The sequence below is a fragment of the Corynebacterium sp. HMSC036D03 genome (assembly GCF_001836185.1).
In the GTDB taxonomy this organism is placed as follows: Bacteria; Actinomycetota; Actinomycetes; order Mycobacteriales; family Mycobacteriaceae; genus Corynebacterium; species Corynebacterium simulans.
This window is the reverse complement of record NZ_KV827749.1, coordinates 285160-296241: the sequence shown is the minus strand read 5'-3', so window position 1 is coordinate 296241 and position 11082 is coordinate 285160. Positions and strand designations below refer to the sequence as shown.

Sequence of the window (11082 nt, the reverse complement as noted above, 5' to 3'; positions counted from 1 at the left end):
GGTGATGCGCTACCAACTGCGCTACATCCGCATTGCATCATACAAACTGCTGTGTGTAACAACCGTCTGCCGTGGTGCGAGTAGAAACATTATCGCGCACTTTCGAAGTTTCCAAATCCGCAGGATAATTAGCTGTTTTTACAGCGCTGTTTGATAGAGATTTTCACCGAGCGAATTACGTCGATGTGATTTTAGGATTCTCTTCAATAGACCGATTAGGAGTTGCCGCCGCCCTAGGTGTAGATTCAACACCGCACCGCGGTCCTATAGCTCAGTGGGAGAGCGTTCCGTTCACACCGGAAAGGTCGCTGGTTCAATCCCAGCTAGGACCACCGCTTTCTTAAAGCCGGCATCTTTTATTGAAGGATGCCGGCTTTGTTGTATCTCCTCGTTGTATCTCCTGCGCTGTTTCTCCACTAGGCTGGCCGGCATGAGCGAAAGCATTGATGTATCCACGTTGGTCGGCCCTGACGAGCCGGGAATCCGTCTGATTGAGGTCTCTACCCTTTCTGGTTCGGCCACTATAGATGGCACCTCGGATGCCATGGGCAACGATAACGACGCCGCGTTGTTTGCAGCACTGCGCGAGTGGGCCGACGTCGCAGTAGTGGGTTCAGGCACGGTCAAGGCCGAGGATTATGAGGGCTCCTCCCCTGGCAAGGCACGCATTGCAGTGATGAGTAACTCGCTCGACTTAGATGTGGAGTCGAAGCTTTTTAATGTTGGAACTCCGCCCATCATTTTGACCCCGGACGAGAACCTGGGCACCACCGCGTCGAAGCGTTTGGAGGAAGCCGGCGCCACGTTGCTAGGCACTGGTGACGGCACGATCCCTTCCGTCGTGGAGGCACTTCGCGCGAAGGGCTGGTCCCGCATTAGCTGCGAGGGCGGCCCAGGCATCTATTCCCTTTTCATTGCCGCAGGCATGGTGGACAAGCTCTATTTGACCCTGGACCCGCATCTTTCGCCCACGGTTTCCCAGCCGCTGGTCCACGCGCCGGATGAGGAAACGGCTAATGCACAGCCGTTGAGCCTGTCGCTTGAAAGCGTAATCCCGGACGCTGACGGCACGGTGTTTCTGCGCTACGCCGTAGTAGACGCCCCGTAAACTGCACATCGTGAAATCTCCGAGTCTCTCTCCAACTGCTGACGCGTTGCCATTGGACACAAAATCTTCGTATGGCTCGCGAAGCATCAAGGTTTTTAAAACCGCGGCTTGGCCGATTGCACTGTTGTTGGTGTTCCATCGCGTTGTCATCGTCGCGTTAAACGGCACCACCACCGACGACTTTACTACCGTGCATTCGGCCATGCGCCGCTTCCTGCAAGGCATTCCCGTCTACGAGCAGGACTACACGCATGTCGATCCGCTCTATCTCTACAATCCAGGCGCCACGCTTTTACTTTCGCCCTTAGGGTGGATGGATCTCACGGTGGCGCGCTGCGGCTTCATTGTGGTCAATGCATTGGCTATCATCGGCGCCCTCGCCGTCCTCATCAAACTCGTCGGACGCAACCTGCGCAGCCCGGAATTTCCGGCCTCCATCATCTTGGCTTTTGCCACTGAGTCAGTGACCAATACCCTTGCCTTCACCAACATCAACGGCATTCTCTTCTTGGCCATGGCGATATTCCTCTGGGGCATTTTGGATTCGTACCGCCGCAGCCACATCATCGCGGGGTTGGTGTTGGGCTTGGCCATCCTCATCAAACCCCAGTTTGGGCCGTTGCTATTCCTAACGCTGGTAAAGAAGCGGTGGCTAAGTGCCGCCTTAAGCGTCGCGGTGCCGGTCATCTTCAACGCCGTCGCTTGGCCGCTTACCCCGGGCGCCAGCGGCTACCTGGACAAGCTTGTGCCTTATCTCGGGCAAACGCGCGACTTCGCCAACAGCTCGTGGCCGGGCGTGCAGGCTTATTTTGGGCTTGGCGACGCCCCGTTCTACGCCGTTTGGCTCGCCGCCGCCGCGGCGTGCGCGTTTAGCATCCTGGGCCTACTCAAATGGCGCGATACGGAACCGGTGTTCTGGGCTTTGACCACCTCAGGCGCAATTATGGCGGGAATCTTCTTCCTGTCCTCGCTGGGCCAGCAGTACTACTCCATGTGGCTTATCCCGCTGGTCTTTACCGTTTTTCTGCCGCGTTCGGTATTCCATACCGTCCCGGCGTGGTGCGTGGCATTTTTATTCCTCGCGCCAGTCAAGTGGACTTCGGTGCCCTGGCCCACCGCGGGATACTGGATGGCCGTGTTCAGCGCAACAATTGGCTGGGGCCTGCTGATTGTTTTGATTGCCGCATCGGTTGCCGGATGGTGGCGGCAGAATGAGACCAAGGTCTAGACTTCCCGGCATGACTGATTTCAAGCTCATTGCCGATACTGAATGGCGCAACCGGCTAAGCGCCGAGGAATACCGTGTGCTGCGTCAAGCTGGCACTGAGGCGCCTCACGTTGGTGAGTACACCAACACCACCACCGAGGGCGTGTACTCCTGCAAGGCCTGCGGAGCCGAACTTTTCCGCTCTACGGAAAAGTTCGAGTCCCACTGTGGCTGGCCTTCCTTCTTTTCCCCATTGGTTGGAGAGGCCGTCATCGAAAGAGTTGATACCTCACACGGCATGACCCGCACCGAGGTGTTGTGCGCCAACTGTGAGTCCCACTTGGGCCACGTATTTACTGGCGAGGGTTATAACACCCCGACGGATCAGCGCTACTGCATCAACTCGATCTGCCTCAACCTCGAGGAAAAGCCCGTCGAGGATTAGGCTGCGTTTGCCAAATACCTAAGTAGGTTGCTTTAGGCAGCAGCCTAAGGCAACCTACTTAAGGCAGCACCGCGATGAGCTCGGCGACGCCCTTGACACGACGGCCGGTGTGGAAAGGAATCTCCTCGCGCACGTAGTGGCGGGCCTCGGTGTAGCGCATCAGGTACATCAGGTCGACGATGCGGTTTAGCTCTGGAGCCTCGAAGGCGAGGATCCACTCGTAGTCGCCGAGCGCGAAGGATGGCACGGTGTTCGCACGCACGTCTGGGTAGTCGCGGGCCTGCATGCCGTGCTCCATCAGGATGCGGCGGCGCTTTTCCTCATCCATGGTGTACCAGTCGTAGGAACGCACGAACGGGTAGACCGCAATCCAATCCCCTGGTTCCTCACCCATGATGAAGGAAGGCAGGTGGGATTTGTTGAACTCTGCCGGACGGTGCAGGGCGTTGCCCACCCAGGTCACCTCAGAGACTTGGCCGAGAACAGTCTCGCGGCGAAAGTCCGCAAATGCCTTCTGGATGTCCTCAAACTGCTCGGCGTGCCACCAGATCATGAAATCGGCAGAATCGCGCATGCCCGAAAGATCATAGATTCCGCGGACGGTTACCTTCCCTGCAGCTTCGAGAGCCGTGAAGAACTCCTGCGCCTGGGTCACGATGTCCGCGCGCTCGGTTCCCAGGGCACCCGGGATGACCTTGAACACCGCGTGTTGGGAATACTGCTGTACTGCGTTGAGCTCTTGGAAGTTAACCTTCGCCATAATGGACCGTCTCCTTGAAAAGCGGATTCATGTTGAAATACCTATCCATCATAAGTTGGATAGGCGGCCATTTCCATTTCCCCTGCCACCGCCCTGCCTCATTTGTCGGGCAGCTCACCGAGTTCCGGCGCGCCTTCGCCCTATTCCGAGCCGAAAACTATAGCTTGAACCTCGTGAGCAATTCCGACGCAACTTCGAGCACCCCGGCAGGCGCCCCAATGAGCCTGCACGAGCACGCCGCAGCCAAGGCCACTTCCGCACAGGAAGAGGCAACGACGCCCACCGTCTTCAATGCCGCTGTAGATTCCATGCACGCGGCACAGCTGCGCCCCGAAATCACTTTGGGCACCATTCGCCCGCCGCAGCGCCTGGCGCCGTATAGCCACGCTGTTGGCCTGGAAATTGGCGACCCCGCGGAAGGCACCGACGTGGTTCCAACGGACGCCGAGGGCGATGCCTTCGGCCGCCTTATCCTCCTGCACGATCCCGGCGCCGAAGAGGCATGGGAAGGTGCTATGCGTCTGGTGGCCTATATCCAGGCAGATATGGACGATGCGGTCGCGGGTGACCCGCTGCTTCCCGACGTCGCTTGGCAGTGGCTCAACGAGGCCATGGAGGCCAACGGCGCAACGCACACCAACTTGGGCGGCACGGTTACCTCGACCGCCTCTGTCCGTTACGGCGAGATCGGCGGCCCGCCGCGCGCCTACCAGTTGGAGATGCGCGCCTCCTGGACTGCTGCGGATCTGAACCTAACCCCGCACGTTGAGGCCTTTGCCCAGGTTCTCGCGAACGTCGCCGGCCTGCCTCCGGAGGGCGTTACAGAGCTCGGACGTTAACTACGGCTCCGTGTCACACCAGACTTGTAGGCTGGCTACTATGACTGAATTGCGGACCAGACCGGCGGAAGGCACTCCAGAGGTTTTGCGCACCGCGGCGGAGTTTAAAGCCGCGGCTAGTGCGCTGGCAGTTGGCGAGGGCCCTTTCGCTATCGATACTGAGCGTGCGTCCTCGTATCGATATGATGACCGCGCATTTTTGGTTCAGGTGCGCCGCAAAGGCGCCGGAACCTTCCTCTTTGCACCGGAGGGTAAACGCAAACAGCTCACGGCAGCGCTTGCGCCGGTGCTTAATGATTCCGCGTGGGTAGTCCACGCCGCGCCCTCAGATTTGCCGTGCCTGGCCTGGTTGGGGCTATATCCAGGCACTCTTTTTGATACTGAACTCGCCGCCCGCATGGCAGGGTTTGAGCATGCGAATTTAGGCTCCATGGTTGCAGAGCTTTTCGACGTCGAGCTAGAAAAAGGCTACGGCGATGCTGACTGGTCTGAGCCGAACTTGAGCCTGGACTTGCGTGCCTATGCGGCCCTCGACGTCGAGTTGCTCTTAGAGCTCGCGGAGGCCTTGCGCGATATCTTGGCTGAGCAAGACAAACTCGACTGGGCCTATGAAGAATTCGCGGCAATCGTGGCCGAGCATGCCGGCATCAAGGAGCCGGCGCCACGTACCTGGCGCGGGCTCAAGGGGCTCAAGGCCCTTCACAAGTCGGAACAGCTCATCGTGGCGAAGCTGCTGTGGACCAAGCGGGAGAAGATTGCCCGTGAGACTGACACCGCACCAAACCGCGTCTTGCCGCACCGCGTGCTCGTGGACATCGCACGCCAGCTGCCCGATTCTCCCCGCGATTTTGCCCGCATCAAGGGCGTGCCGCGCAAGCGCCACGGGGCGGGCCTGCAGTGGCTGGCGGTAGTCCAACAGGCGCGCGAGATAGATCGGCGCGAGTGGCCGAGCAAGAAGCGGGAGCCTTCCCGCGTTCCTTCCAAGACGGTGTGGAACAAAGACCACCCGCATCTGTGGCGAGTGTTCCAGGACCTGCGCACCGATTGCGAAGAGCTCGGTGAGGAATTGGGCATGCCGTGGGAAATCATCATCAAGCCCGCCACGTTGCGTGCGGTGGTGTGGGCCGCTGGCTGCCCGCCGCAGGCACGACGCGAGGGTTCCGTGGGCGGACTCGTCACAGACGAAAGCGATATCGCGCCTTTCCTACGGGATGAAGGAGCCAGAGAATGGCAAATCGAGCTCCTTCAACCGATTCTGGAAGAAGGGCTCGATTATTCCGGCAGCTAGGCCCTAGCCTTCGGTGATGGTACCCAGCCAGTCCTCGACGGCTGCGGCGATTTCCTCCGGGGTGAGGCTGTTTTCCTCCAGCACTTCGCCGCGGCTTGCGTGGCGTGGGAAGTAGTTGGCCACGCCCATGCGGCGCAGCGGCGTATCCACCTCAGCGGCATTCAGCGCCTCTGCGATCATGGAGCCGATGCCGCCACGGATGATGCCGTCCTCGACGGTGACCACGAGGTCGTGGTCTGCCGCGAGGCCAACCAGGGACTGCGGTACCGGAACCACCCAGCGCGGGTCGGCGACGGTGACGTTGTAGCCGCGCTCTTCGAGCAGCTTCGCGGCGTTGCGGGAACGGGTGCTCATCGCGCCGATGGCAACGAGCAGGATGTCTGGGACATCGGAGGCAGCTTCCTCAGCATCGTTGTAGTAGATGATGTCCACACCGTCGGAAAGCTGGTCCACTGCTTCGATGTCATCAAGCAGGTTGCCCTTGGGGAAACGCACGACGGTTGGTCCGTCGTTGACCTCGAGGGCCTCGTTGAACAGCTCGCGCAGGCGGGCGCCGTCGCGAGGAGCGGCGATGCGCATGCCTGGGACGATGCTCATCAGGGCCATGTCCCACACACCGTTGTGGGAAGGGCCGTCGGAGCCGGTGACGCCAGCGCGGTCCAAGACAATGGTCACCGGCAGCTTCAGCAGCGCGATGTCCATGATGACCTGGTCCACGGCACGGTTCAGGAAGGTCGAGTAGATGGCAACCACCGGGTGCATGCCGGCTAGCGCCAAGCCAGAGGCAGAAGCCATCGCGTGCTGCTCTGCGATGCCGACGTCGAAGAAGCGCTCTGGGAAGCGCTCCTCAAAAGGCGCCAGGCCGGTAGGACCTGCCATGGCAGCGGTAATCGCCACGATGTCCTCACGGTTTTCTGCCGCCTTAATGAGTTCCTCGGAAAAAGCTGCGGTCCAACCCGGCTGCTTCTGGCCCTTTGCCACGCCGGTGACTGGGTCGATGGCACCGGTGGAGTGCATCTGATCCTTCGGCTCGTTGACGGCTGGGGCAAAGCCGTGGCCCTTTTCCGTTACGGTGTGGACGATGATTGGGCCGTCGTAGTCGCGGGCGTAGGAAAGCGCGCGCACCACGGCGTCGATGTCGTGGCCATTAATGGGGCCAACATACTTAATGCCAAGCTCTGGGAACATCTCGGTAGGCATGACGGTGGACTTCACGCCGTCCTTGATGGCATGCAGCGCATCGAAGGTGCGCTCGCCGACCCAGCCCATGGACTTCAGGCGCTTTTTGCCCTGTTCCATGATCTCGTCGTAGCCATGCTGGGCACGGATACGGCCCAGGTTCTCGGATAGACCGCCGATGGTCGGCGAATAGGAACGGCCGTTGTCGTTGACGATGATGACGGCGTTGCGTTCTTTATCGGCTGAGATGTTGTTGAGCGCTTCCCAGCACATGCCGCCGGTCAACGCGCCATCGCCCACGACGGCCACGGCGTTGCGGTGGTTCTCACCCTTGATCTTGAAGGCCTTGGACAAGCCATCGACGGTAGAAAGCGCGGCAGAAGCGTGGGAGGACTCGGTCCAGTCATGCTCAGACTCGCCGCGATCGGTGTAGCCGGAAAGACCGTCCTTCTGGCGCAGGGTATCGAACTGATCGGTGCGCCCCGTTAACATCTTGTGCACGTAGGACTGGTGGGAGGTATCGAAAACGATGGCATCCCGCGGGGAGTCAAACACGCGGTGGATGGCCACGGTCAGCTCCACGACGCCCAGGTTAGGCCCTAGGTGGCCGCCGGTGACGGAGACCTTCTCAATCAGACGTTGACGAATTTCATCAGCCAACTGGCGCAGTTGTGCTGGGGAGAGAGCCTTCAAATCGCGAGGCGACGCAATGGTATCCAGAATGGTCATGGAGCGGCCTTCTTCTCCTTCTTGTCAGTTCTTTTTCTTTTCTACCGTACCCGTTCCTGCGCTAAGGGCGGCAATCCTCGAATTAGCTTGGGTGTTAGCCGCGGCGGCTGGGGCAAGGCTATTTATGCGGCTGCAGCAGCGCCATCGTCTCGAAGTGATGCGTTCCGGGGAAGGCGTTGAGCATGGTCAAGCGTTTGAGTTCATAGCCGACCTGCTTCCACGCCTTGATGTCGCGAGCGAAGGTTGCTGGGTCGCAGCCCACATGGACGACGCTGCGTGGTGCGGCGCTAGCGACGGAACTTACGACGTCGTCTCCAGCACCGGTGCGCGGTGGGTCAAGGACCACGAAGCGCGGTGCGGGCAGCTGCGCCGCAGACGTTTCCACCTTGGCGCTGCGGAACTCCACGGAGTACGGCGCCAGGCAATCCTGCTTAGTGGCAGCTGCTGCCGGCGAGTAGTCCACGGAGTAAATTTGCGGGGAGGCAAAGTCTGCAGGTTTCTCGGCCGCTCCGCTGCTTACCAGGGCGTCGTGCAGCGCGGGCACGAAAAGGCCCACGCCTCCATAGAGGTCCCAAGCCACAGCGGATTCTCCAGAAGAATCCGCCGGTGCTGACGAAGCAGAGAGCCACTCACGCACGAGCGAGGTATAGGCCTCGGGTGCGGCGCGGTGAGCCTGCCAAAATGCGGTGGCCGGGAAGGTAAAGGCGTGCTCTCCTACCTTTTCGACCACGGTGCCGGTGCCTTCAATGACTTCGCGGACGGTTTCGACTCGGCGCCCGCGCGGGGCACGGCGGGATTCCACGACGTGGCGGTTTCCCTCGCTGTCCATCACGGCGATGACTTCAGCACCCGGGGTGAAACGGCGGGCGTCCTCCCCCACGATTCCGTCGACGAGGCCCGGCACTAGCTGGGTGCAGGCAACATCGGTGACAAGCTCAGTGGAGCCACGCTTGCGCAAGCCGGCACGGCCCTCCTGGTCCACGCCGAGGCGCACGCGCGTGCGCCAGCCACGCTGTGGGGCAAGCTCGCGGGTCTCGACGTTGAGGGCCTCGAGCTCTTCTTTTTCCAGCTTGGCCACGCGGCGCAGCTGCTCAGTCAAGACTTCGGTCTTGATCTCGGATTCCTTATTCGGATCCAGCTCGTGGAAGTCACAGCAGCCAGCGCCCTGTGCAGCTGCCGGGCAGGCGGACTCCACGCGCAGCGGGCCGACGGTGTTAACTGCTACAAGGTCAGCCTCGATGAAGGACTTCTTGACCTTGCGGGCGATAACGCTCACGGCGTCGCCGGGGAATGCGCCGTGGACGAAGACGATGCGGCCGTCGGCAGCATGCGCGATGCCCACGCCACCGTGTGCCATGCGCTCGACAGTAGCGTCGAAAGTCTCGCCCTTAGTAATCGTTACCTCCGGGCTAGTCACGAATAGCCTCCTCAGCAGTTGCTTCCTCGACAGCGGCGTTGGCACGGCGGACCATCCAGATGGTCAGCAGGGTGACCACGCCTGTCAGTGGCCAGCCCATGAGGATGCGCACGACGCCGAGCGCGGTGGTGTTGTCGGCGTTGTAAATGGCGTTTTGCACGATGAAACGCGCCAGGAAGATCACTGCCCAGCCGGCAGTTGCGATGGCGTAGGCGCGGCGGGCTGGCGCCACGGTGCGCCAACGCATGTCCTCGCCGTTGATGCCTTTCCAGATGACGCCGACTAGCGGCCAGCGCACCACGATCGAGATGGCAGCCACGATGAAAAACAGCAGCGACATCCAGATGCCGTAGAGGAAGTAGCCCTTTGCATCGCCCGTGAACCACGCGATGGCGGCGCAAATACCGACACCCACCAGGCCGGAGATAGCAGGCTGCAGGGTTTCCTTGCGGGCAATGCGCCAGACGGCGATAAGGAGGGCAACACCAAGCGCGGCCAACAAGGCAGGGCCCAAGCCCCACACGTTGTTGACCGGAATGAGAACCACCACGGGCAGCGTCGCAGATACCAGGCCGGAAAGCCCGCCCATCTGCTCCAGAAGGGTGGGCTCTTGCTCAGTAGTTGCGGTTCCGTCGTTGGACGCGTTGGACGCGGATGCGCCGTTAGAACTATCGGGTTTCGTCACGTTAGCTTTCTTCTTTGTTCAATTCATCCAGCTGTGCCTTGGCTTCAGCCTCCGCTTCAGCTGCTGCAGAATCAGTGCGCTGGGCGTCAGCGCCATCGGCGCTGGTGCCCTCGGCGCTGGTGCCTTCAGCACGCTGCTTCATTGCCTGCTGCACCTGCTCGGCCAGCTGCTGCGACAGGGTCACCGGCAGCGAGTTGCCAGCCAGGATCGGATCCTCGCCGCGATAGATAAAGGTACGGGCGAAAACCTCACGGCCAAGCTCTGCGAGTTGTTCCTGCTTGCCCGCCGGTGCGGCAAGCGTCAGGCGGTACATCCAGCGCGGGCCGTCGACGCCGATGATGCGGATTTCACCATTCGGGTTGGTGCCGACGATCTCGGTGCCCCAAGGGCCATCCTCGCCGTGGGCTTCAAAGCCATCGCGGGTGAGACCATTAATGATGTCGGTCGCGGACTCAGCCCACTGACCCGGCTTGCGCGGCGCCGCGAAAGCAACCGGCGTCATGCGGCCGTGTTGGCTAACGATGTGGAGCATCTTCGGGCCCTGCTCGCCCATCTCAACCTGGACCTGGGTGCCCTTTGGCAGCGGGATGCGCATGGAACCCAAATCCAAAAGGCCTACCGAGAAATCCTCGAAGTCGAAGTCCTGGATATTTACTTGGTCGCCATCGAAAGGACCCATCTCGCCACCCACGGCGTCGTGTTCCACACTGTAGGCATTGAAGCCTGCAGGAGCTGCGGGGGCATCGGTTGGCGCAGCTGAAACGTCGCTTTGCGCCGCGCCTTCTTCTGCCGAAACGTTATCAGCAGCAGGTACCTCATCGGCCGGGACACGGGTTTCCGCGTCCTGGGAGTTATCGCTTTGAGAGTCAGATTTCTTCTTAGAAAAAGGCCACATAGGCATAATTGTTCTCCAAACTTTTCTCGCGCGCTACCTAAACACCAGTGGAGCCATAGCCGCCGGTGCCGCGCACGGTCTCGTCGAGTTCTTCGACTTCCTCGAAATCGACCAGCTCCACGCGCTGGATGAGCAGCTGCGCGATGCGCATGCCGCGCTCCACGTGGAAAGTCTCGTGCAGGTCGTGGTTAATCAAGCAGACCTTAATTTCGCCGCGGTAGTCGGCGTCGATGGTGCCCGGCGTGTTGACCACCGAAACACCGTGCTTGGCGCCCAGGCCGGAGCGCGGGTGGACAAGGCCAACGGTGCCCAGCGGTAGTGCGACCGCGATGCCGGTTCCCACGAGGACGCGCTCGCCCGGGGCGATGTCGACCGATTCTGCCGCGCAGAGGTCAGCGCCGGCGTCGCCACGGTGTGCGCGCTGCGGCAGCGGCAGCTCCTTATCCAGACGGCGTACCTTGACAGGGCCGAAGGGGCTTGCAGGATCGATTAATGGGTTCGTCTCATTCACCCGCACTAGCCTACCGTGG

At 60.9% G+C, this 11082-nt stretch carries 11 protein-coding genes and 1 tRNA gene; 6 read left to right on the top strand and 6 right to left on the bottom strand.

Features of this window, described 5'->3' with window-relative positions; genetic code table 11:
• Positions 1–260 precede the first annotated feature (260 nt).
• The 4 genes from HMPREF2692_RS11035 to msrB all read left to right on the top strand — a co-directional run bounded on the left by HMPREF2692_RS11035 (position 261) and on the right by msrB (position 2760).
• A tRNA-Val gene (locus tag HMPREF2692_RS11035) sits at positions 261–332 on the top strand.
• Between the two features lie 98 nt (positions 333–430).
• Positions 431–1108 (top strand): dihydrofolate reductase family protein, encoded by a 678-nt coding sequence (locus HMPREF2692_RS11030; protein ID WP_070823611.1) that lies wholly within the window; start codon positions 431–433, stop codon positions 1106–1108.
• A 130-nt stretch (positions 1109–1238) separates the two neighbouring features.
• Positions 1239–2336 carry a glycosyltransferase family 87 protein gene (locus HMPREF2692_RS11025; protein ID WP_246818246.1) on the top strand — a complete coding sequence of 366 codons (1098 nt, stop codon included), beginning with the start codon at positions 1239–1241 and terminating at the stop codon, positions 2334–2336.
• 10 nt (positions 2337–2346) lie between these two features.
• On the top strand, positions 2347–2760 hold the full coding sequence (msrB, locus tag HMPREF2692_RS11020) for a peptide-methionine (R)-S-oxide reductase MsrB (protein WP_070456532.1): 414 nt from the start codon (positions 2347–2349) through the stop codon (positions 2758–2760).
• Between the two features lie 58 nt (positions 2761–2818).
• Here msrB and hemQ read toward each other — a convergent pair whose 3' ends face one another.
• Positions 2819–3520: a hydrogen peroxide-dependent heme synthase gene (gene hemQ, locus HMPREF2692_RS11015; protein WP_070456529.1), complete on the bottom strand. Its 702-nt coding sequence runs from the start codon at positions 3518–3520 to the stop codon at positions 2819–2821.
• A gap of 218 nt (positions 3521–3738) precedes the next feature.
• On the opposite strand from hemQ, the gene HMPREF2692_RS11010 reads away from it, so the two are divergent.
• A complete protein-coding gene (locus HMPREF2692_RS11010) occupies positions 3739–4359 on the top strand; it encodes a DUF3000 domain-containing protein (protein ID WP_061922858.1) in 621 nt (206 codons plus the stop codon).
• A 40-nt stretch (positions 4360–4399) separates the two neighbouring features.
• Positions 4400–5647 (top strand): HRDC domain-containing protein, encoded by a 1248-nt coding sequence (locus HMPREF2692_RS11005; RefSeq protein WP_070823609.1) that lies wholly within the window; start codon positions 4400–4402, stop codon positions 5645–5647.
• A 3-nt stretch (positions 5648–5650) separates the two neighbouring features.
• Here the strand turns inward: HMPREF2692_RS11005 and dxs are convergent, their stop codons facing one another.
• From dxs to dut, 5 genes are all read right to left on the bottom strand, one after another.
• Complete coding sequence (dxs, locus tag HMPREF2692_RS11000) at positions 5651–7555, bottom strand: 1-deoxy-D-xylulose-5-phosphate synthase (RefSeq protein ID WP_070433150.1); 1905 nt, start codon at positions 7553–7555, stop codon at positions 5651–5653.
• Positions 7556–7673: 118 nt separating this feature from the next.
• Positions 7674–8972: a class I SAM-dependent RNA methyltransferase gene (locus tag HMPREF2692_RS10995; RefSeq protein WP_256381217.1), complete on the bottom strand. Its 1299-nt coding sequence runs from the start codon at positions 8970–8972 to the stop codon at positions 7674–7676.
• Entirely contained in the window at positions 8965–9561 is a 597-nt protein-coding gene (locus tag HMPREF2692_RS10990) for a DUF3159 domain-containing protein (protein WP_083306130.1), read from the bottom strand. Before HMPREF2692_RS10990 ends, HMPREF2692_RS10995 begins: the two co-directional genes overlap by 8 nt.
• 97 nt (positions 9562–9658) lie before the next feature.
• Complete coding sequence (locus tag HMPREF2692_RS10985) at positions 9659–10558, bottom strand: DUF3710 domain-containing protein (protein WP_070823608.1); 900 nt, start codon at positions 10556–10558, stop codon at positions 9659–9661.
• A gap of 31 nt (positions 10559–10589) precedes the next feature.
• Positions 10590–11063, bottom strand: coding sequence for a dUTP diphosphatase (gene dut / locus HMPREF2692_RS10980; RefSeq protein ID WP_061922873.1), 474 nt, complete (start codon positions 11061–11063; stop codon positions 10590–10592).
• Positions 11064–11082 lie beyond the last annotated feature (19 nt).

Excerpts from the sequence above, each read along its gene's own strand:
- HMPREF2692_RS10985 (WP_070823608.1), bottom strand. The coding sequence starts at position 10,558 with ATGCCTATGTGGCCTTTTTCTAAGAAGAAATCTGACTCTCAAAGCGAT.
- msrB (WP_070456532.1), top strand. The coding sequence starts at position 2,347 with ATGACTGATTTCAAGCTCATTGCCGATACTGAATGGCGCAACCGGCTA.
- HMPREF2692_RS11005 (WP_070823609.1), top strand. The coding sequence starts at position 4,400 with ATGACTGAATTGCGGACCAGACCGGCGGAAGGCACTCCAGAGGTTTTG.
- HMPREF2692_RS11010 (WP_061922858.1), top strand. The coding sequence starts at position 3,739 with ATGAGCCTGCACGAGCACGCCGCAGCCAAGGCCACTTCCGCACAGGAA.
- hemQ (WP_070456529.1), bottom strand. The coding sequence starts at position 3,520 with ATGGCGAAGGTTAACTTCCAAGAGCTCAACGCAGTACAGCAGTATTCC.
- dxs (WP_070433150.1), bottom strand. The coding sequence starts at position 7,555 with ATGACCATTCTGGATACCATTGCGTCGCCTCGCGATTTGAAGGCTCTC.
- HMPREF2692_RS11030 (WP_070823611.1), top strand. The coding sequence starts at position 431 with ATGAGCGAAAGCATTGATGTATCCACGTTGGTCGGCCCTGACGAGCCG.
- HMPREF2692_RS10990 (WP_083306130.1), bottom strand. The coding sequence starts at position 9,561 with ATGGGCGGGCTTTCCGGCCTGGTATCTGCGACGCTGCCCGTGGTGGTT.